At 72.1% G+C, this 20,121-nt stretch carries 20 protein-coding genes and 1 riboswitch; of the genes, 11 read left to right on the plus strand and 9 right to left on the minus strand.

Annotated features, from left to right (window positions below; all coding sequences use genetic code 11):
* Positions 1-139 precede the first annotated feature (139 nt).
* From ACIP79_RS13885 to ACIP79_RS13895, 3 genes are all read right to left on the minus strand, one after another.
* A complete protein-coding gene (locus ACIP79_RS13885) occupies positions 140-535 on the minus strand; it encodes a DUF3040 domain-containing protein (protein WP_383681429.1) in 396 nt (131 codons plus the stop codon).
* A 275-nt stretch (positions 536-810) separates the two neighbouring features.
* Complete coding sequence (locus tag ACIP79_RS13890; protein WP_387180431.1) at positions 811-1,581, minus strand: methyltransferase; 771 nt, start codon at positions 1,579-1,581, stop codon at positions 811-813.
* 210 nt (positions 1,582-1,791) lie between these two features.
* On the minus strand, positions 1,792-2,331 hold the full coding sequence (locus ACIP79_RS13895; protein WP_383681426.1) for an SAV_6107 family HEPN domain-containing protein: 540 nt from the start codon (positions 2,329-2,331) through the stop codon (positions 1,792-1,794).
* A 222-nt stretch (positions 2,332-2,553) separates the two neighbouring features.
* Here ACIP79_RS13895 and ACIP79_RS13900 point away from each other — a divergent pair, with 222 nt between their 5' ends.
* From ACIP79_RS13900 to ACIP79_RS13920, 5 genes are all read left to right on the plus strand, one after another.
* Complete coding sequence (locus tag ACIP79_RS13900) at positions 2,554-3,450, plus strand: ATP-binding cassette domain-containing protein (RefSeq protein WP_401222883.1); 897 nt, start codon at positions 2,554-2,556, stop codon at positions 3,448-3,450.
* The gene (locus ACIP79_RS13905; RefSeq protein ID WP_401222885.1) at positions 3,422-5,506 is read left to right on the plus strand and encodes a YhgE/Pip family protein; all 2,085 of its coding nucleotides are present in this window, start codon (positions 3,422-3,424) and stop codon (positions 5,504-5,506) included. Before ACIP79_RS13900 ends, ACIP79_RS13905 begins: the two co-directional genes overlap by 29 nt.
* 35 nt (positions 5,507-5,541) lie before the next feature.
* Positions 5,542-6,171, plus strand: a complete 630-nt coding sequence (locus tag ACIP79_RS13910) for a TetR/AcrR family transcriptional regulator (RefSeq protein ID WP_383681420.1) — start codon at positions 5,542-5,544, stop codon at positions 6,169-6,171.
* Positions 6,172-6,619: 448 nt separating this feature from the next.
* Positions 6,620-7,234: a DUF4126 domain-containing protein gene (locus ACIP79_RS13915; protein WP_401222887.1), complete on the plus strand. Its 615-nt coding sequence runs from the start codon at positions 6,620-6,622 to the stop codon at positions 7,232-7,234.
* A 43-nt stretch (positions 7,235-7,277) separates the two neighbouring features.
* The gene (locus ACIP79_RS13920; RefSeq protein ID WP_401222889.1) at positions 7,278-8,786 is read left to right on the plus strand and encodes a phytoene desaturase family protein; all 1,509 of its coding nucleotides are present in this window, start codon (positions 7,278-7,280) and stop codon (positions 8,784-8,786) included.
* A 161-nt stretch (positions 8,787-8,947) separates the two neighbouring features.
* Here ACIP79_RS13920 and ACIP79_RS13925 read toward each other — a convergent pair whose 3' ends face one another.
* The 6 genes from ACIP79_RS13925 to ACIP79_RS13950 form a co-directional block, all read right to left on the minus strand.
* On the minus strand, positions 8,948-9,931 hold the full coding sequence (locus ACIP79_RS13925) for a hypothetical protein (RefSeq protein WP_401222891.1): 984 nt from the start codon (positions 9,929-9,931) through the stop codon (positions 8,948-8,950).
* Positions 9,932-9,987: 56 nt separating this feature from the next.
* Positions 9,988-10,911, minus strand: a complete 924-nt coding sequence (gene metF / locus ACIP79_RS13930; RefSeq protein WP_383681413.1) for a methylenetetrahydrofolate reductase [NAD(P)H] — start codon at positions 10,909-10,911, stop codon at positions 9,988-9,990.
* A gap of 155 nt (positions 10,912-11,066) precedes the next feature.
* Positions 11,067-11,735 carry a thiamine phosphate synthase gene (gene thiE, locus ACIP79_RS13935; protein WP_387180413.1) on the minus strand — a complete coding sequence of 223 codons (669 nt, stop codon included), beginning with the start codon at positions 11,733-11,735 and terminating at the stop codon, positions 11,067-11,069.
* 90 nt (positions 11,736-11,825) lie between these two features.
* The gene (locus ACIP79_RS13940; protein ID WP_399212590.1) at positions 11,826-12,197 is read right to left on the minus strand and encodes an Rv2175c family DNA-binding protein; all 372 of its coding nucleotides are present in this window, start codon (positions 12,195-12,197) and stop codon (positions 11,826-11,828) included.
* 137 nt (positions 12,198-12,334) lie between these two features.
* Positions 12,335-13,504, minus strand: a complete 1,170-nt coding sequence (locus ACIP79_RS13945; protein ID WP_401223413.1) for an NAD(P)/FAD-dependent oxidoreductase — start codon at positions 13,502-13,504, stop codon at positions 12,335-12,337.
* A 95-nt stretch (positions 13,505-13,599) separates the two neighbouring features.
* Positions 13,600-14,004, minus strand: a complete 405-nt coding sequence (locus ACIP79_RS13950; protein ID WP_401222894.1) for a hypothetical protein — start codon at positions 14,002-14,004, stop codon at positions 13,600-13,602.
* A gap of 52 nt (positions 14,005-14,056) precedes the next feature.
* A riboswitch (TPP riboswitch) is annotated at positions 14,057-14,170 on the plus strand.
* Here ACIP79_RS13950 and thiO point away from each other — a divergent pair.
* From thiO to ACIP79_RS13980, 6 genes are all read left to right on the plus strand, one after another.
* On the plus strand, positions 14,168-15,409 hold the full coding sequence (gene thiO / locus ACIP79_RS13955) for a glycine oxidase ThiO (RefSeq protein ID WP_401222896.1): 1,242 nt from the start codon (positions 14,168-14,170) through the stop codon (positions 15,407-15,409). (Overlaps the previous riboswitch by 3 nt.)
* Entirely contained in the window at positions 15,406-15,618 is a 213-nt protein-coding gene (gene thiS, locus ACIP79_RS13960) for a sulfur carrier protein ThiS (protein ID WP_401222898.1), read from the plus strand. The genes thiO and thiS overlap by 4 nt, the downstream gene beginning before the upstream one ends.
* Before the next feature lie 3 nt (positions 15,619-15,621).
* On the plus strand, positions 15,622-16,416 hold the full coding sequence (locus ACIP79_RS13965) for a thiazole synthase (RefSeq protein ID WP_401222900.1): 795 nt from the start codon (positions 15,622-15,624) through the stop codon (positions 16,414-16,416).
* A 116-nt stretch (positions 16,417-16,532) separates the two neighbouring features.
* Positions 16,533-18,479: a Stk1 family PASTA domain-containing Ser/Thr kinase gene (gene pknB / locus ACIP79_RS13970; RefSeq protein WP_401222902.1), complete on the plus strand. Its 1,947-nt coding sequence runs from the start codon at positions 16,533-16,535 to the stop codon at positions 18,477-18,479.
* Positions 18,480-18,618: 139 nt separating this feature from the next.
* On the plus strand, positions 18,619-19,497 hold the full coding sequence (locus ACIP79_RS13975; RefSeq protein WP_401222904.1) for a deoxyribonuclease IV: 879 nt from the start codon (positions 18,619-18,621) through the stop codon (positions 19,495-19,497).
* A gap of 119 nt (positions 19,498-19,616) precedes the next feature.
* Positions 19,617-20,120 (plus strand): DUF4396 domain-containing protein, encoded by a 504-nt coding sequence (locus ACIP79_RS13980; RefSeq protein WP_401222906.1) that lies wholly within the window; start codon positions 19,617-19,619, stop codon positions 20,118-20,120.
* Position 20,121: the final 1 nt, after the last annotated feature.

A 20,121-nucleotide genomic window follows, 5' to 3' on the forward strand; every position in this document is an offset into this window, starting at 1 on the left:
AGGGTGGCCTGAATCAAGATGGCCGGATCCAGGGCGGCCGGATCCAGGGCGGCCGGAATCAGGGCGTGCGTGAGGGGGTGTCCACCTGGTGTGGTGGACACCCCCTCACGGAATGTCTGCGGCTGCGGCGCCTGAAGGGCTACTGGCCCTGTTCGTCGCGGCGGCGCTGCCAGCGTTGTTCGATGCGGTCCATCATGGAGCGGCGCTGTCGGCCTTGACCGCGTGAGGCCGGCGCGCCTGGGGCGGTCGGCTGTTCACCCGGTTTGGGGGCCTTGCGCCAACCGGTGACAGCGAGCACAGCGCAGCCCAGCATGACGAGGAAACCCACCACGCTCAGCCAGATCTGCACCGTGACCATTCCGGCCATGAGGAGCGCGATACCCACCAGGAAGCCCGCGACCGCCTGATACACCCGTCGCCGGGTGTACGTACGCAGCCCGCTTCCCTCAAGCGCTGTCGCGAACTTGGGATCTTCGGCGTACAGCGCTCGCTCCATCTGCTCGAGCATTCGCTGCTCGTGCTCCGAGAGCGGCACGGAGTCCTCCTCATCGTGCAGTCGCCGGGGCGACCGGGGGTCCCCTTCAGGATAGGCAGGGAATCGCCCCCGTGAAACCCGCCCCTCTACGCCAATTCGCCGACCGGAAGCCGCCATGTCATCCGGATCCACTGAGGCGTACATTCCCCAGCGACCGGCCTCTCATGCCGAACGGTCTCCCCCGATCATACGGCGCCGAGCGCCCGATCGGGGGGCCTGTGGCGTACTCCATGTGCAGCCAAGTCCCTGATCAGCGGTGCACCACGGTGGACGACTCACGCCCCACCGGTCCCCGGCGTCTCACCGAGCACATGAAGCTGCGTCGCGACGGAGTGGAAGGCGGCGAGTTCGGCCGCCGCCGCCTCCAGTTTCAGCAGTCCTTCCAGCGCCCCGGGCTCGGTGTCCACCAGGACTCCGGGGACCAGGTCGGCGAAGATCCGCACACCGTGTACGGCGGCGACGTTCAGGCCCGCGCCCTCCACGAGCGCGGTGAGCTGCTCGGCGGTGAAGCGGTGGGGTACGGGATCACCCTCGCCCCAGCGTCCGTCCGGGTCCTCCAGCGCCCGTTTGGCCTCCGTGAAGTGCCCGGCGAGGGCGCGGGCCAGCACCGCTCCGCCGAGGCCGGCGGCCAGAAGGCTGAGGACACCTTCGGGGCGCAGCGCGTCCACCACGTTGCGGACACCCTGGGCCGGGTCGTCCACGTACTCCAGGACTCCGTGGCACAGCACCGCGTCGTAGCCACCGCGCTCGACGACGTCGAAGAGGCCGTGCGCGTCGCCCTGGACGCCGTGCACCCGGTCGGCGACCGAGGCCTCGGCGGCCCGGCGCTCCAGCGCGAACAACGCGTTCGGGCTGGGGTCCACCACGGTGACGCGGTGGCCGAGCCGGGCGACGGGCACCGCGAAGTTGCCGCTGCCGCCCCCGGTGTCGAGGACGTCCAGGGACTCCCGGCCGGTGGCCTTGACCCGGCGGTCCAGGGCGTCCTTGAGGACCTCCCAGACCACGGCGGTACGGAGAGAAGCGCGGGGGCGCATCGGGTCCGACACGGAAGTTGACTCCTCGGCGCGGCACCGCCTCTTGCGCGGCGGAGCGATCAGGGGGCCCGCCGGTCCCCGTCTCGGGCCGGAAGGCTTCAGGCGCCTCCACCCTAGTGGGCGGCGCGGGGCTCCCGGCCGACCGGCTCCGGCGTCCTCGGCCCCGGTTCGGCGGACCGCGCGGCTCACCGCAGGGAACGGCGGTGGCGGCCCCCGTACCGGTCAGCCGGCGTCCGGGACCTGGTGGTCTCCTTCCTGCCTCGGCTGGGGCAGCACGGGCTGAAGCACCAGCATCCGCTCGACGAGGCGCAGGAACATCTCCACGTCGCGTATCAGGTCGTCGGCGTCGCGGCTGCGTGCCGCTCCCTGTATGCCCGCCTCGGCGCGGGCGCGGCGGGTCGCTCCGGAGGCGAACAGCGCGCTCCACTCGGCGAGTTCGGGCGCGATCTCGGGGAGCACCTCCCAGGCGCTCCGGATGCGCGCCCTGCGTCGGGCGGTGGGCTCGGGGCGCCCCCGCGCGGCGAGGACGGCGGCGGCGGTGCGCAGGGCCGCCAGATGGGCCGTCGCGTATCGCTCGTTCGGCGTTTCGAGGGCCGTCGCCTCGTCGAGTCCGGCGTGGGCCTGGGCGAGCAGTTCGAGGGCGGCGGGCGGGGCGGTGGCCCGGCGGAGCACCGGGTGCACGTCGCTCGCCGGACCGGTCAGTGAGGGGGCAGGGCCGGGGGCGCGGCGCCAGTGGGGGGCGGCTGCGGATGAGTTGGCCATGACGAACCTCCTGTCGTCTGTGTGACGGCCCTGTGGCCGTATGTGTCCATCGTGAGGTATGCCACTGACAATCGGTCCTGACCTGCACTTTTGCTTCGATCGAAGGTTCGAGATAGTTTTTGCACTGACCAGTCAGTTCAATCAGTCAGTTCAAGAACTGCCCGTCAGTTCGGAAACGGTTTCAGGAGCCGGCCGTGCCGGTCGGCTCTCGGAGGGGGAGCTGTGGGCGAGCACCACGGAGTCGCCGTCAGGGCCGAGGGGTTCGGGCTCAAGGGGCCGCGCGGGTGGGCGTTCCGGGACCTGGCGGTCACCGCCGGGCCCGGCTCGCTGGTCGCTGTCGTGGGGCCGTCCGGTTCCGGCCGGACCTGTCTGCTGCTGGCGCTCAGCGGGCGGATGAAGCCGAGCGAGGGGCGGGCCGTGGTCGGCTCCTTCCCGCTGCCCGAGCAGATGTCGGCGGTGCGCCGGATCAGCGCGCCGGCCCATGTGCCCGGCGTCACCGATCTGGACCCGGCCCTGACCGTCGGGGAGCACCTGCTGGAACGGGCGCTGCTGCAACGGCGGTTCGGGGGTTCGCTGCGGGAGTTGCTGCGGCCCCGTGCCGAACGGGCCGCCGAGGCGAAGCTGCGGATCGACACCGCCCTGGCCGCCGCCGGGCTCGACCGGGAGACGCTGCCCAAGGGTTCCCGAACGTCCGTACGCGACCTGGAGCGCCTGGAGTCGCTGCGGCTGTCGGTCGCGCTGGCTCTCATCGGCCGTCCGCGCCTGCTGGTCGTCGACGACCTGGATCTCAAGTTGCCGGCTGCCGAACGGGCCGCGGCCTGGGCCCTGTTGCGCTCGCTCGCCGAGTCCGGGACCACGGTCGTCGCGGTGTGCGACGAGGCTCCGGAGGACGCCGTGACCGTCTCCACCCGGCCCACGGACGACCGGACGGCCACGGACCAGCGGACGCACGACCACACCACCACGAACCCGGACGCCGACGAAGACGCCGACACGGACGCGACTTCGGACACAGACGCCGACGCCGACTCCGAGCAGGCTGTCGACAGCGACAGCGACAGCGGCCGACACCACGACAAGGAGACGGCCGATGCGCGCGCCGAGACTGGCCTCGCTTGAGCTCAGGCGGTTCGGCAGGGGCAGGCTCCCGCGTGCCGCGCTGGTCGCGCTCCTGCTGCTGCCTCTGCTCTACGGCGCCCTCTACCTGTGGTCGTTCTGGGACCCGTACGGCCGCCTCGACCGCATCCCCGTGGCGCTGGTGAACGAGGACAAGGGGGCGACCGCCTCGGGCCAGAAGATCACCGCGGGCGACGACATCACCAAGGGGCTGCGCGACAGCGACACCTTCGAGTGGCACGAGGTGAGCGGGGCAGAGGCCCGGGAGGGTGTCGAGGACGGCAGTTACTACCTGTCGCTGACCATGCCGAGTGACTTCAGCGAGCGGATCGCCTCCAGCTCCGGGGACGCGCCGGAGACGGGCGCGCTCCAGGTGCGTACGAACGACGCGAACAACTACATCGTCGGGCAGATCTCCCGGACGGTGTTCAGCGAGGTGCGCACGGCCGCTTCCACGAAGGCCTCCCGGTCGTTCCTCGACAGGATCTTCGTCTCGTTCTCGGACATCCACGGGAAGACCGAGAAGGCCGCCAAGGGCGCCGACAAGCTGGAGAGCGGGATCGGCACGGCGGAGCAGGGGGCCAAGGACCTCTCGGCCGGCCTGAAGGACGCCAAGGCGGGCAGTGGGAAGCTCTCCGCCGGCCTGAAGAAGCTCAACACCGGCGCCGGTGACCTGGAGGACGGGTCACGGCAGGTCGCGGACGGTACGCAGACCCTGGCCGACAAGGTCAACGGGGTCGCGGACGAGGTGGGCCCCTTCCTGAAGGACAACGAGAAGGCGATCGGCGACACGGCCCAGCTGGTCGCCGACGCCGCCTCCGGGATCCGCGGCGATCTCGGCACCCTGGTCAGGACGGCCCCGGCCGCCGCCAAGGGCGCCCGTACCGCCTCCGACACGCTCGACGCGGTCTACGAGGCGCGCTGCGTGACCCTGCCGGTCCCGGACGCCGCGTGCCCCGACCTGAAGAAGGCCACGCAGGCGGCCGCGGACGTGGCCACGGTCGCCGAGGACGTCAACACGCTGGTCGCGGACCAGGACGGCGGCCTCGACGAGCTGGACAAGGACCTGGCCACGCTCCAGAAGCAGGCCCAGGCGCTCGCCGACCGCTCTCCGCACCTCTCCGAGGACCTCGACGACGCCGTCTCCAAGATCAACAAGCTGAACGCGGGAGCCGGGAAGGTCGCCGACGGAGCCGAGACGCTGCACACGGGGCTCGGCACCGCCAAGACCGGCGCCGCGGACCTCGACACCGGCCTCGGCAAGCTGACGACCGGCGCGAGCGACCTCGGCAGCGGCCTCTACAAGCTCGTCGACGGCTCCGGAACCCTCGCCGACGGACTGCACGACGGAGCCGGGCAGATCCCCGACTACGACGAACCGGACCGCGACCAGCGCACCGGCGTCATGTCGGACCCGGTGCGGCTCGCCTCGCGGGACCTCCACAAGGCGCCCAACTACGGCACCGGCTTCGCCCCGTACTTCATCCCGCTGTCCCTCTGGGTGGGCGCGATGGTGGCGTACATGCTGATCCAGCCTCTCAACCGGCGCGCGCTCGCGGCCGGGGCCTCCGCCTGGCGTATCGCGCTGGCGGGCTGGCTGCCGGTGGCCGCGATCGGGGTGCTCCAGGCGGCGGCCCTGATGTCCGTGCTGCACTGGGCGATCGGCCTGGAAATGGCCCACGCGGCCGGAACCGTGGGCTTCCTGTTCCTGGTGACGGCGTGCTTCGCGGCGATCGTGCAGTGGCTGAACGCCCGCTTCGGAGCGGCGGGCCGGATCCTCGTGCTCGCCTTCCTGATGCTCCAGCTGACCTCGGCGGGCGGCACGTACCCCGTCCAGACCAGTCCGGGCTTCTTCAACGCGATCCACCCCTTCCTGCCGATGAGTTACGTCGTCGACGCCCTCAGGAGGCTCATCACGGGAGGCGGCCTCGGGCCGGTCTGGCAGGCGTGCGCCGTCCTGACGGCCTTCACCGTGGGCGCCCTGGCTCTCACCGCCCTGTCCGCACGCCGCAAGCAGGTGTGGACGCTCGACCGGCTGCACCCGGAACTGAGCCTGTGACCGCGCGCGCGGGCGGCCCTGTGACAATCGGGGTCATGGAAAGCAGCAGCACCACGGCGGCCGGCGGCGGCCGCCGCGAGGCGACCCGGCAGAAGCTCTACGAGGCGGCCGTAACTTTGATCGCCGAACAGGGCTTCTCCGCCACCACGGTGGACGAGATCGCCGAACGCGCCGGGGTCGCGAAGGGCACGGTCTACTACAACTTCGCGAGCAAGTCCGTCCTCTTCGAGGAGTTGCTGCGGCATGGCGTCGGCCTCCTCACCGCCTCTCTCCGGGAGGCGGCCGAGCGGACCGCGGGCGAGGGCGGCAGCAAGGTCGACGCGCTGGACGCGATGATCCGGGCCGGGCTCGTCTTCATCGACCGCTATCCGGCCTTCGCCCAGCTGTACGTGGCCGAGCTGTGGCGCACCAACCGCGCCTGGCAGTCCACGCTCCTGGTGGTCAGGCAGGAGGCGGTCGCGGTCGTCGAGGACGTCCTGCGCGACGGCGTGGCAGGCGGTGAGCTCAGTGAGGAGATCGACATCCCGCTGACGGCCGCCGCGCTGGTCGGCATGGTCCTGGTGGCCGCCCTGGACTGGCAGGCGTTCCAGTCCGAGCGTTCCCTGGACGACGTCCACTCGGCCCTCTCCCGGCTGCTCCAGGGACGGGTGAGCGGCACCCGCTGAGGACAGCACGGCACCCGCCGAGGGCCACCCCGGCATCCCCGCACGCCGGCACCCGGCACCCGGCACCCGGCACACGAAAGCGCCGGTCCGATGTGGCCGCGTCCCCCGCGGGCCATTCGAACCGGCGCCTCGCCGTGCTCCCCCGTACTTCCCCCTGCTCCCCCGTACTTCCCCTGATCCCCCGTCGGGACCCGTCCGGTCATCCCCGGGTCCCCTGCCTCGCTCCCGCCGACGGATCGGCGGAAGGAGCGGACAAGGGCGCGAGAACCGTTCCGCCGCCCCGTGTCGGCGGTGCCGGAACCGCGCCCCCTTCCGTGCCTCCACTCTCTCGTTCGCGCAGGTCGGGGCCCATCCGCGCGCGTACTCATCTATCCCCCTGGGTACGAGTACTCACGCGTACGTACTCAAGCCCAGGACGTGCCGTCGCCGACTGGTTACCATCGCCTCCGTGTCCGTACTCCCCCTGGTCTTCACCAGCGGCTGGGCCAGCGGCATCAACGCGTACGCGGTGGTGCTCCTCCTCGGCCTCTTCGGCGCGACCGGCCTGACCGACGACGTCCCCGAGTCCCTCCAGCGTCCTGAGGTCCTGATCGCGGCGGGCGTGCTCTTCCTCTGCGAGGCGTTCGCCGACAAGATCCCGTACGTCGATTCGGTGTGGGACTCCGTGCACACGGTGATCCGGCCCGTGTCAGGCGCCGTGGTCGGAGCGCTGCTCGCCGGGCAGAGCGGCTCGCTCCCCGATCTGGCGGCCGGCGCGATCGGCGGTTCGACGGCGCTGGCGAGTCACACCGTCAAGGCCGGGACCCGGATGGCGATCAACACCTCGCCCGAGCCGTTCAGCAACATCATCATGAGCACCGCCGAGGACCTGGGCGTCGCGGGGATCCTCACCTTCGCGATGTTCCACCCCCAGGCCGCCGCGATCATCGCCGCAGTCCTGCTGATCGCCGGTCTGGTGGTGCTCTTCTTCCTGATCTCGCGGATCAGACGTTTCCGGCGCCGCAGGGCCCAGCGCCGGGAGGAGAAACGGCTGGCGGCGCGGGTGGGCAGTTGGCCCGACTGACCGTCGGACGGGATTGTCGGTGGCGGCCGATAGGGTCCCTGGCATGGCACGAATTGCGGTGATGGGCGCCGGGATGGGCGCGATGGCGGCCGCCGCCCGGCTGGCCGTCGCGGGCCACCGGGTGGTGGTGTACGAGCGCACGGCGACGTACGGCGGTGCGGTGCGCCGGTTCGAGCGCGACGGCTTCGCGTTCGACACGGGACCCGGGCTGCTGCCGCTGCCCGCGGTCTACCGCGACCTGTTCCTCAAGACCGGCAAGGAGCCGCTGGAAGCGTGCGTCGAGCTGGTCCAGGTGGACCCGTCCTCGCGCCATGTCTTCGCGGACGGCACGGACGTCTCCCTGCCGAACGCGTCCCGCGCGGGCGTCGTCACCGCGCTGACCGAGGCGCTCGGCGCGGGCGCGGGCGAGCGGTGGGGCGACTTCCTGGTGCGGGCGCGCGAGGCGTGGGACCGCACGCGCAGACCGCTCCTGGAGGAGCCCCTGTGGCCGAACTGGCAGGTGCTCGCCGAGCGCGAGCCCTATCCGGCGGTGCCGCACAAGCGGCTGCTGCGCACCCGGCGGGCCACCACCCTCGCCGAGGTCGGCGCCTGGGAGCTGCGGGACCCGCGTCTGACGGCCCTCCTGGAGAGCCACGCCCTCGCCTGCGGTCTCGACCCGCGCGTCGCCCCGGCGAGCGCCGCGGTGCTGCCGTACATGGAGCACGCCTTCGGCACCTGGTATGTGCGCGGCGGCCTGCGGGAGTTGGCGCGCGCGGTGTACGAGCGGTGTGTCGCCCGGCGGGTCGAGTTCGTCTTCGGCGCCGAGGTCACCGGGATCGTGGAGAAGGACGGCCGGGCCGCGGGGGTCGAGCTGCGGGACGGCACCGTCGCGGAGGCGGACACGGTCGTCGGCAGCGGCCCCTGGCGGCTGAGCGGCCTGAGCCGCCCCGAGTTGTACGCGGGTGACGAGGTGCGGCCGACCGCGGAGTCCCTCGTCGCGGGCAAGGTCCTGGTCTGCCTGGCCCTGCGCGGCGCGCGAGAGGCCGGCGCCGCGCACCGCACGGTCGTCCACACCACCGACCGGGAGCGGGAGTTCGACCTTTTCGGACCCGGCACCCCACCCGAGCGGCCGACCGTCTGGGTCGAGCGCCCTGACGACCCGCGGCTGCGCCCCGACGGCGCCCACGAGTCCGTGGTGCTCACGTCGACGGTGCCGTCCGGTGCCCATCACGACTGGACCGCGTCCGGAGCCGCGGACGACTTCGCCGACCGCATGGTCACCGCCGCCGAGCGGGCCGTTCCGGGGCTGCGTGAACGGGTGCTGTGGCGCGAGGTGCGCACTCCCGCGCACACGGAGGAGGAGACCGGCGCCCAGGGCGGCGGCATACCCGCTCCCTCGCTGGCGGGCTCGGCCGGCACCCTGCTGCACCCGGCGAACAGCACCCGTCTGCCGGGCCTGTTCGCGGTCGGCGGCTGGGCACACCCGGGAGGCGGCCTCCCCCACGCGGGGATGTCGGGAGCGCTGGTGGCCGGACTGGTCGTCGAGGGACCGGAGTTCCGGGGCTCACGGTGAACCTCACGGCGAGCTGAGGGCCGTCGGCGGACAGGGATCCGCATGAGGACGGAGACGGGGACTGCGACTGGGACTGAGACACGGACGGGGACGGGGCGCACAAAGGCCCGCACCACGCCGGTGCGGGCCGCCCTCGGTACCGGTACCGGTACCGCTGCTCGTCAGTACCGGTACTGCTGCTCGTCGTACCCCGAGCCGTTCCCGTTGCTGTTCCCGTTCCCGTTGCCGCCCCCGTTGCCGTTCTCCGGGTAGGGGTACTGCTGCTCCGGCGGGAGTTCGCCGCCGTACGCGTCGTCGGTGTTGCGCTGCTGCGGCACCCAGACGCCGCCGGGCGGGGTGCCGTCCCCGGCGTAACCGCCGTACTGGTCCTGCCCGTAGTTCTGCTGCTGGTACTGCTGCTGGTCACCGCCGCCGTAGGTGGTGTTGTCGTACGAGGCGCCGCTGTACGTCTGCGTGCCGATGTACGGGTCGGAGTAGGCGGCGTACTGCTGCTGGCCGTTGCTGTCGTAGCCGTACTGCTGCTGGTCGTAACCGGAGTAGCCGTCGTACGCGTACGCCTGCTGGTCCTGGCCCTGGGCAGCGTTCGCGTAGGACTGGTCGGCCCCCGCCGCGTAGGCGTTGGCGTCGTAGACGCCGTAGGAACCGGTGTCGTCGGGCAGGGGCTGCGGCTCGTACACGGCGGTGGATCCGGCGGGCTCGCCCGAACCGGGCGGCATGAAGCGGTCGGACTGCGCGGGCGAGAAGACGTCGTCCTCGCCCGGGTACTCGCCCTGCGGCGGGAACGTCGTGGTCTCGGCCGCCTCCAGACCCGAGACCTGAAGCGTCGGGTCCTGGAACTCCGGCTCGCCCCGGCGGCGCTTGCTCTTGCCCTTGGCGTCGTCGGCGCCCTGGCGGTTGCCGACGGCCCAGCCCTCCGCGAAGCCGCGGCGGAACGACAGCGTCACATAGGTCTGACCGATCGCGAAGGCCACCGCACCCAGGCCGATGACCAACACGTTGGGGATCAGCACGCCGAGGACCACACCGACAAAGCCCGCGAAGGCGAGCAGCCGGTAACGAAGCCGCGCCTTGTACTGCAGCAGCACCTCGCCCAGCAGCCACAGCGCGACGACACCGAACGCGATATAGAGGACCGTCCAGCCCATGTACGCCCCTCTCCCAGTGGCCGCTACGCAGTGTGTCGTACGCGGGTGCGACCGGTCTAGGTCTGCTGCGGGTGGTGCAGACCCAGATTGTCGTAAATTTCCAGTGTCGCCGTGGAGTTGTTGAGCGTGATGAAGTGCAGTCCGGGTACTCCCTCGGCCAGCAGCCTCGCGCAGAACTCCGTCGCGAACTCGATGCCAATGGAGCGTACAGCCGCCGGATCGTCTTTGGCTGTGAGGATCCGCTCTTTCAGAACGTCCGGGATCGAGGCGTTGCTGAGCTGCGGAAGCCTCTCCAGCATCTTCACACTTGTGACCGGCATTACCTCGGGGATCACCGGGGTCGCGCAGCCCGCCGTGACGACGCGGTCACGCAGACGGAGATACGACTCGGGGTGGAAGAACATCTGTGTGATCGCGTAGTCGGCGCCGGCGCGGCACTTGTCGACGAAGTGCGCGACGTCCAGGTCCCAGGTCTCGGAACGCGGATGCGTCTCGGGGAAAGCCGCGACCCCGACGCAGAAGTCCCCCGACTCCTTGATGAGACGGACGAGTTCGGCCGCGTAGGTCAGGCCCTGGGGGTGTGACACCCAGTCGCCCATGGGGTCGCCGGGCGGGTCGCCGCGCACCGCGAGGATGTTGCGGATCCCGGCGTCCGCGTACTGGCCGATGATGTTGCGCAGCTCCGCGACGGAGTGGTTGACCGCGGTGAGGTGGGCGACGGGGGTGAGCGTCGTGTCGGCGACGATCTGCTGGGTCTCCTTGACCGTGCCCGCGCGGGTGGATCCGCCGGCGCCGTAGGTCACGGAGACGAAGTCGGGGGCGACCGCCTCCACCCGGCGCAGCGCGTTCCACAGGTTCCGCTCGCCCTTGGGGGTCTTCGGCGCGGAGAACTCGAAGGAGTACGTCTTGTTGCCGGTCGCGAGCATGTCGCGCACGGTCCGTGCGCGGTCAGTCCTGGTGGAAGCAGATCCGAGGGCCATACCCGCAGGTTAGTCAGGGCGGCCGGGTCCCCCAACCGAACGCCCGACAATTGTCCGATCTGTCGACTTCTTGTCCACCCTTCGGACAGGGTCAGGACGGCTTTTCGGCCATCGGACTCCCCGGGGCGGTGGCTCACCGGGTCGTGACCACCGCCCTACCGGGAAAGCTGAACGTCGCGCAGCCGCTTGGCGAACTCTCCGGCCGCCGCCCCCGGATCGTCCGCCTCCGTGATGGCCCGTACGACGACGGCGCGGCGGGCACCCGCCTCCAGCACCTCGTCGAGGTTGCCGAGGTCGATGCCGCCGATGGCGAACCAGGGGCGGTCGGTGCCCAGCGAGGCCGTGTACCGGACGAGGTCGAGGCCGGGTGCGTGGCGGCCGGGCTTGGTGGGCGTCGGCCAGCAGGGGCCAGTGCAGAAGTAGTCCACGCCGTCCTGGACGGCGGCTGCCGCGGCCTCGGACTCGGCGTGGGTGGAGCGGCCGATCAGGACCCGGTCGCCGAGGACGGCGCGGGCCGCGGGGACCGGCAGGTCGCCCTGGCCCAGGTGCAGCACGTCGGCGCCGGAAGCGTGCGCGACGTCCGCCCGGTCGTTGACCGCGAGGAGCCTGCCGTGGCGTGCGCAGGCGTCCGCGAAGACCTGGAGGTGCTCCAGTTCCTCGGCCGCCTCCATGCCCTTGTCGCGCAACTGCACGATGTCGACGCCGCCGGCCAGGACCGCGTCCAGGAACTCGGCGAGGTCACCCTGGCGTCTGCGGGCGTCCGTGCACAGATAGACGCGGGCGTCGGCGAGCCGGGCGCGTGCGGTGTCGGCGGTGTCGGGCATGCGTATGTCCCCCGTGGTCGGTGCGTGGGGACCATGGCGGCCGGGGTGGTCCCGGCCGCCATGGTCCGGACGTCGGACTGTCCGTACAGCTCAGACGGCGAGCGCCTGGGCGCGGCGCTTCACCTCCGTGCCGCGATTCTCGCTGAGAGCCTGCGCGGGGGTGCCGGGCAGGCTCGGGTCGGGGGTGAAGAGCCACTCGAGCATCTCTTCGTCGGAGAAACCGTCGTCCCGCAGGAGCGTCAGGGTGCCTGTCAGGCCCTTGACGACCTTCTGCTCGGCCCCGTCGACGAAAGCGGCGGGGACGTGCAGCGCGCGGTTCTCACCACGGCGTACGGCGATCAGCTGGCCCTCCCTGACCAACTGCCGGACGCGGGTCACCTCGACACCGAACTGCTCGGCGATGTCGGGGAGAGTGAGCCAGGCGGGGACGAGAGCATCGATCTTTGCGTCAATCTCGGTCACGGGACAAGCCTGCCATCCCGGACTGACACTCGGTAGCCGAGCCCCGTCGGGAACGGGCCGGCGCGGGGCGGAATCGCCCGCCGAGCTGCTGGATCGCCCGTCCCGCGGCGGTTGCGCCCTCCGCGAACCGGGCCTCGCTACGGCGTCGGAGTCGCCGTTTTCAGGGGCCGCGACGGGTCCGAGAGGAGTTCCGGGTCCATCCTGGTGCCCGCCTCGATGAGTTTCCGGCCCTGGGCCAGGTCCCGGGGCCGGCCGACCGCCAGAAGGGCGACGAGCCGACCCTCGTGCAGCCAGCAGACCGACCAGGCGGCACCGGCCGGGTCGCCGCGCCACACGGTGGTGTCGGCGAGGGCGTGGTGGCCGACGTACTGCACGAAGCGGCCGAACTGCTCGGACCAGAAGTAGGGGACGGGGTCGTACGCCACGGGGGACTCGCCGATGATGTTCGCCGCCACCGTGCGCGGGCCCTGGAGGGCGTTGTCCCAGTGGTGGACCAGCAGACGGCCCTCGTAGCGTCCCGAGGGGAAGGAGGCGCAGTCACCGACCGCGTAGACGTCCGGCAGGGAGGTGCGCAGATGGTCGTCGGCCACGATCTCGCGGTGGGCGCCCAGGTCGATGCCGGAGCCGCTGAGCCAGCCGGTGGCCGGGCGCGCGCCGATGCCGACGACCACGGCGCCCGCGGGCACCCGGGTGCCGTCGTCCAGCACCACCGCGCCGGGCTCGACGCGCTCCACGCGCGCGTGGGTGCGCAGCGACGCGCCGCTGTCCGCGTACCAGGCGGCCATCGGCGCGGCGACCTCGGCGGGCAGCGCCCCGGCGAGCGGCCGGTCGGCGGCCTCGACGACGGTCACCGCGCACCCCGCCTCCCGCGCGGCGGTGGCGAACTCGGCGCCGATCCAGCCCGCCCCGACCACCACGATGTCGTGCTGCGCCGCGAGGACCGGCCGCAGCCGTTCGGCGTCGTCCAGGGTGCGCAGCAGATGGACCCCGGGTAGGCCCTCGGTGCCCGGCAGCCGGATGGGTTCGGCGCCCGTGGCGATGACCAGGGCGTCGTACGGCACCGGGCCGGTGGCGGTGTCCAGTTCGTGGTCCCCGGGGCGGACGCCGAGCGCCTCGTTCCCGAGACGCAGTTCGATGCCCAGTGCCTCGAAGGAGATGTCGAAGGCGGAGCCCTCGGCCTTGCCGAGCAGCACGGCCTTGGACAGCGGTGGCCGGTCGTAGGGCTGGTGCGGTTCCGCGCCGATCAGTGTCACGTCGCCGGCGAAGCCCTGTTCACGCAGGGCGACCGCGGTCTGCACGCCCGCCATGCCGGCGCCCACGACGACGACCTGCCGTACCGCCCGCTCCTGAACCCGCGTCTTCTCGGTCACCTGATCACCATAGACAGCTGACAAGGAGTCAGTCAGGGGGCGTGCTCGGTGACCTGGTCCACAGCGCCCGCCCCGACCTGGCCCGCGTCGCCCTCGGCCGCCCGGACCTCCTCCACGACGCTGGTCCCGCTGCCGCGCCGCGACTCCCACTCCCAGGTCTCCTCCAGGCGTACGCGCCCGTCGGGCAGCTCCGTCACGCGGGAGACGCAGTGGCCCGAGGAGGTGTCGCCGTCGTGCTTCAGCTGAACGTAGCGGAAGTCGAGCCGGTCGCCCTCGCGGGTGCCGACGAGGTGGCCGCGTACGACGTCTCCGCCCGCGTAGTCGGCCCAGATCACGCCGTCCCGCTCGCGGTAGACGAAGCGGGTGCTGGTGCCCACCTGGCCGGGTGCCTGGTCGGCGACCGGGGACAGGACGAGGCCGTCGAGCGAACGGGCCATGGACGGAGGCTCCCTTACTGAGACATACGGCAGCGGGCTACGCTGGCCAACGTAAAGCACTCGCGGGAGCCCGGACGCACCGGGCTGAGAGGGAGGCTGGAGCGGCCTCCGACCGTACGAACCTGATCCGGGTCATGCCGGCGAAGGGAGGGGCTGGACGCCCATGTCGCGTACACCGTCGGACGCGTTCCACACATCTCACGAACCTCGCACATCTCACGCGCCTCACACGTCCCACGCGCACCGGACTTCGCGCACCGCGGACGTCCTGGTCGTCGGGGGCGGGATCATCGGCCTCGTGACGGCCTGGCGGGCCGCGCAGCGCGGGTTCACGACCGCTCTCGTCGATCCCGAGCCGGGCGGCGGCGCCGCGCAGGTCGCGGCCGGAATGCTCGCCGCGGTCACCGAACTGCACTACGGCGAGGAGACCCTGCTGGGCCTCAACCTCGCCTCCGCGCGCCGCTACCCGGACTTCGCCGCCGAGCTCACCGAGGCGACCGGCCAGGACCTCGGCTACCGCAGGTGCGGCACCCTGGCCGTCGCGCTGGACGCCGACGACCGCGCCCACCTGCGTGAACTGCACGCCCTGCAACGCCGGTCGGGGCTCGAATCGGAGTGGCTGAGCGGCCGTGAGTGCCGCCGTCTCGAACCGATGCTCGCGCCCGGCGTACGCGGTGGACTGCGCGTCGACGGCGACCACCAGGTCGATCCGCGCCGGCTCGCGAAGGCCCTGGTCACCGCATGCGAGCGCGCCGGGGTGGTGTTCCGCCGGACCTGGGCCGAACGGCTGACCGTCACGGCGGACCGGGCCACCGGGGTCACCACCGCGGACGGCACCGAACTGTCGGCGGGACAGGTGGTGCTGGCGGCGGGCAGCCTCAGTGGGCGCCTGGCGGGCGTTCCCGAGGCCGTACTGCCGCCCGTGCGCCCGGTGAAGGGGCAGGTGCTGCGGCTGACCGTGCCGAAGCCGTACGCGCCCTTCCTGAGCCGGACCGTGCGCGCCGTGGTGCGGGGCGGGCAGATCTACCTGGTGCCGCGCGAGAACGGCGAGCTCGTCGTCGGCGCGACCAGCGAGGAGCTGGGCTGGGACACCACGGTGACCGCGGGCGGCGTGTACGAGCTGCTGCGCGACGCCCATGAGCTGGTCCCCGGGATCACCGAGCTGCCGCTCACCGAGACCCGCGCAGGACTGCGCCCCGGGTCGCCGGACAACGCGCCGCTGCTCGGCCCGACCGAGCTCGACGGCCTCCTCCTCGCCACCGGGCACCACCGCAACGGCGTCCTGCTGACCCCGGTCACCGGCGACGCGCTGGCACACGCCCTGACCACCGGTGAACTCCCCGAGGTGGCACGCCCCTTCACTCCCCAGCGCTTCAGCCCGGCCCGTACGGAGCAGCCCGCATGAGCGTCCTCGTCAGTGTCCTCGTCAACGGGGAGCGGCGGCGGATCGCCGCCGGCACCGCCCTCGACACCCTCGTCGCCGCACTCACCCCGGCGCCCTCCGGCGTCGCCGCCGCCCTCAACGAGACCGTCGTCCCGCGCGCGCGGTGGTCGTCCACGTCCCTCTCCGAGGGAGACCGCGTCGAAGTCCTCACCGCCGTCCAAGGAGGCTGACCCATGGCCGACGATCCCTTCGTCCTCGGGGGTACGTCCTTCTCGTCCCGGCTGATCATGGGTACGGGGGGTGCGCCCAGCCTCGACGTCCTGGAGCGCTCGCTCGTCGCCTCGGGCACGGAGCTGACGACGGTCGCGATGCGCCGTGTCGACGCGTCCGCGCACGGTTCGGTGCTGTCCGTGCTCGACCGGCTCGGCATCCGGGTGCTGCCCAACACGGCGGGGTGCTTCACCGCGGGCGAGGCCGTGCTGACCGCCCGCCTCGCGCGCGAGGCGCTGGGCACCGACCTGGTCAAGCTGGAGGTCATCGCCGACGAGCGCACGCTGCTGCCGGACCCGATCGAGCTCCTAGACGCGGCGGAGACGCTGGTGGACGACGGGTTCACGGTGCTGCCGTACACGAACGACGACCCGGTGCTCGCGCGGAAGCTGGAGGACGTCGGGTGCGCCGCGGTCATGCCGCTGGGGTCGCCGATCGGATCCGGCCTCGGCATCCGCAATCCACACAACTTCCAGCTGATCGTGGAGCACGCGCGCGTGCCGGTGATCCTGGACGCGGGGGCCGGTACGGCGTCCGACGCGGCGCTCGCGATGGAGCTGGGGTGTGCCGGTGTGATGCTCGCCTCGGCCGTGACCCGGGCGCAGGAGCCGGTGCTCATGGCGGAGGGCATGCGGCACGCCGTGGAGGCCGGACGGCTCGCCCGCCGCGCGGGGCGGATTCCCCGGCGCCACTTCGCCGAGGCGTCCTCTCCGGCGGAGGGTCTGGCCCGGCTGGATCCGGAGCGGCCGGCGTTCTAGGGGTTCCGTCCGGCGGTCCCCGCGCGTGCGAGGTGCGTCACAGCTCGGCTGCAGTCCAGCCCCGGTATGGGCCGAACGGGTGGGGTGTGACAGTGGCGGCTCGTAGACTCACCTGCGTGGATACGACCCTTCAGGACCCGCTTGTCGGGCAGCTGCTCGACGGCCGCTATCGCGTCGACGCGCGGATCGCGGTCGGCGGGATGGCCACGGTCTACCGGGCCCTGGACACCCGCCTCGACCGCGTGCTCGCCCTCAAGGTGATGCACCCGGCCCTGGCCGCGGACGGCTCGTTCGTCGAGCGGTTCATCCGTGAGGCCAAGTCGGTGGCCCGGCTCGCGCACCCGAACGTGGTGCAGGTCTTCGACCAGGGCACGGCCGGGTCGTACGTCTATCTGGCCATGGAGTACGTCGCCGGGTGCACCCTGCGCGACGTGCTGCGCGAGCGCGGCGCCCTCCAGCCGCGGGCCGCGCTCGACATCCTGGAGCCGGTGCTCGCCGCCCTCGGCGCGGCCCACCGCGCCGGGTTCGTGCACCGCGACATGAAGCCGGAGAACGTCCTGATAGGGGACGACGGCCGGGTGAAGGTCGCCGACTTCGGGCTGGTGCGGGCCGTGGACACCGTCACCAACACGACGGGCGCGGTCCTCGGCACCGTCTCGTATCTCGCCCCCGAGCAGATCGAGCACGGCACGGCGGACGCCCGCGTCGACGTCTACGCCTGCGGAATCGTCCTCTACGAAATGCTCACCGGCGCCAAGCCGCACTCCGGGGACTCCCCCGCCCAGGTGTTCTACCAGCACCTCCACGCGGACGTACCGCCGCCGTCGGCAGCCGTGCCGGGGCTGGCGTTCCAGCTCGACGAGCTGGTCGCCTCCGCGACGGCGCGCAACCCCGCGGTGCGCCCGCCCGACGCGGTTGCGCTGCTGGGAGACGCCCTGGAGGCCCGGGCGGAGCTCAGCGCCGCCCAACTCGACGCCGTACCGCCGCAGGCCCTCGCCACGGGTCACCACAACGCCGACGACCGTACGAGCGTGATCCCGCGCTCGCTGTCCGTGCCGCGCCCGCTGCCGGTGAACGAGTACGAGGGCGGCGCCCCGCTCGACGCGACCAGCCGGTTCGAGCGGACCGGCCAGTTCGCGTCCGAGGGGTTCGCGCCCGCGCGGCGCGGTCCGGGCCGGTCCCGGCGCACCACGCTCGCGATCGTCACCGCCGTCCTTCTGGTGCTCGGCGTCGGCGCGGGCGTCTGGTACATCAACTCCGGTCAGTTCACCCGGGTCCCGGCGGTCCTGGCGGTAACCGAGGCCCAGGCCAAGGATCGGCTGGCGGACGCCGGTCTGGACGCCGGGAAGGTCAAGCACGCCTACAGCGACACCGTGGAGCGCGGCAGCGTCATCAGCAGCGACCCGGCCGTGGGCGACCGCATCCGTGACAACGACTCCGTCGACCTGACCGTCTCCGACGGCCCGGAGACGGTGAAGGTGCCCGACCTCCAGGGCTCGGAGCTGGACGAGGCCAGGGCCGAACTGAAGGACAAGGGCCTGGCGGCGGGCATCGTGACCCGCGAGTTCAGCGACGACGTCGCCAGCGGCTCGGTGATCAGCACCGACCCGGAAGCCGGCACCGAGCGACGCGCGGGCTCCGCCATCAGGATCACCGTCAGCAAGGGCAGCCCGGTGGAGGTCGCCGACGTCACGGGAGCCTCGGTGGAGGACGCCACCGCGGAGCTGGAGGAGGCCGGTCTGAAGGTGAAGATCGCCGCCGAGCAGGTCAACTCGGAGTTCGACAAGGGCCTGGTCGCCGAACAGTCCCCCGGCGAGGGCAGCGAGGCCGCCGAGGGCGCCACCATCACGCTGACGGTCTCCAAGGGCCCCGAGCTCGTCGAGGTCCCGGACGTCGTGGGCGACAGCGTGGACGACGCCAGGCAGCAGCTGGAGGACGCCGGCTTCGAGGTCGACGAGGACCGCGGCCTGCTCAGCCTCTTCGGGAACTCGGTCAAGGGCCAGTCGGTGGACGGCGGCGACACGGCACCCAAGGGGTCGACGATCACCATCGAGATCGAATGAGGCCCTCGGCGGACCGGCCCCGCGGGTCCGCCGACTGAGCGGGACCACTCGGGACGAGGGCCGGCGGGCCGAAGACGGCGTCCGGGTCGTACCCTCATCGGAGGGCTCCCGCACCCGTCCTGGCATGCTGGGTCGGGATATGAGCAGAACACCTTTCCCCTTCACGTCCCGCAATCCCGTCGGCGGTCACGTCCCCGTGGCCGGCGGTCTCAGTTCCGTCGGGCTGAGCTACGCCCGTGCTCTGCGTGCCGAGGCCGTTCAGGTCTTCGTCGCCAACCCGCGGGGCTGGGCGACGCCGGCCGGCAACCCGCGGCAGGACGAGGACTTCCGGGCCGCCTGTGCCGCCGAGTCGATTCCCGCGTACGTCCACGCCCCGTACCTGATCAACTTCGGTTCGCACACCGAGGCGACGGTCGAGAGGTCCGTGGAGTCGCTGCGGCACTCGCTGCGCAGGGGCCGGGAGATCGGCGCGCTGGGGGTGGTCGTGCACACGGGGAGCGCCACCGGGGGCAGGGAGCGTTCCGTCGCCCTCGCGCAGGTGCGCGAACACCTGCTGCCGCTGCTCGACGAGCTGACGCACGACGACGATCCGTATCTGCTGCTGGAGTCGACCGCGGGGCAGGGCGCTTCCCTCTGTTCGCGCACCTGGGACTTCGGGCCGTACTTCGAGGCGCTCGACGCCCACCCGAAGCTGGGCGTCTGCCTGGACACCTGCCACATCTACGCCGCGGGCCACGACCTGACCGGGCCGAGCGGGATGCACCAGACCCTCGACCTGCTGGTGGACACGGTCGGTGAGGGGCGGCTCAGGCTGATCCACGCCAACGACTCCAAGGACGTGGTCGGCGCCCACAAGGACCGGCACGAGAACATCGGCTCCGGCCATATCGGCGAGGATCCGTTCCGCGCCCTGATGACCCACCCCGCGACCGAGGGCGTACCCCTGATCATCGAGACGCCGGGCGGCAAGGAGGGGCATGCCGGGGATGTCGAGCGCCTGAAGAAGCTCCGGGAGTGATCCGGGGGCCCGGAGTCCTCTCCCCGAGGCAACGGATCCCGACGAGCGTAGGGAATACCCCCCGGGGGTATGTAGTTGTCGCTCGGTGACAGGCACCGCCACCTGATCGGGGGCTCCCCATGCAGCACGACGAACACACTCACGACCACGCACACGCTCACGCGCACGAACCGCACGGTTCCGGCACGGCCAGCTGGTCCATGGCCGCGCAGGCCACCCTGCACTGCCTCACCGGATGCGCCATCGGCGAGGTCCTCGGCATGGTGATCGGGACCGCGCTCGGCTGGGGCAACGTCCCCACGCTGATCCTGGCGATCGCGCTCGCCTTCTTCTTCGGCTACCTGCTCACGCTGCGCGGCGTCCTGAAGGCGGGCATCGGCGTCAGGGCCGCGATCCGGGTCGCGCTCGCCGCCGACACCCTCTCCATCGCCGTGATGGAACTGATCGACAACGGCGTGATCGTCCTGTGGCCGGGCGCGATGGACGCGGAGCTCGCCGACGCGGCGTTCTGGTGGGTCCTGGCCATCGCGCTCGCCGCCGCGTTCGTGATCACCACGCCGGTCAACAAGTGGATGATCGGCCGCGGCAAGGGCCACGCGGTGGTGCACCGGTACCACCACTGAC

It is taken from the genome of Streptomyces sp. NPDC088747, from assembly GCF_044751025.1.
Lineage (GTDB): Bacteria > Actinomycetota > Actinomycetes > Streptomycetales > Streptomycetaceae > Streptomyces.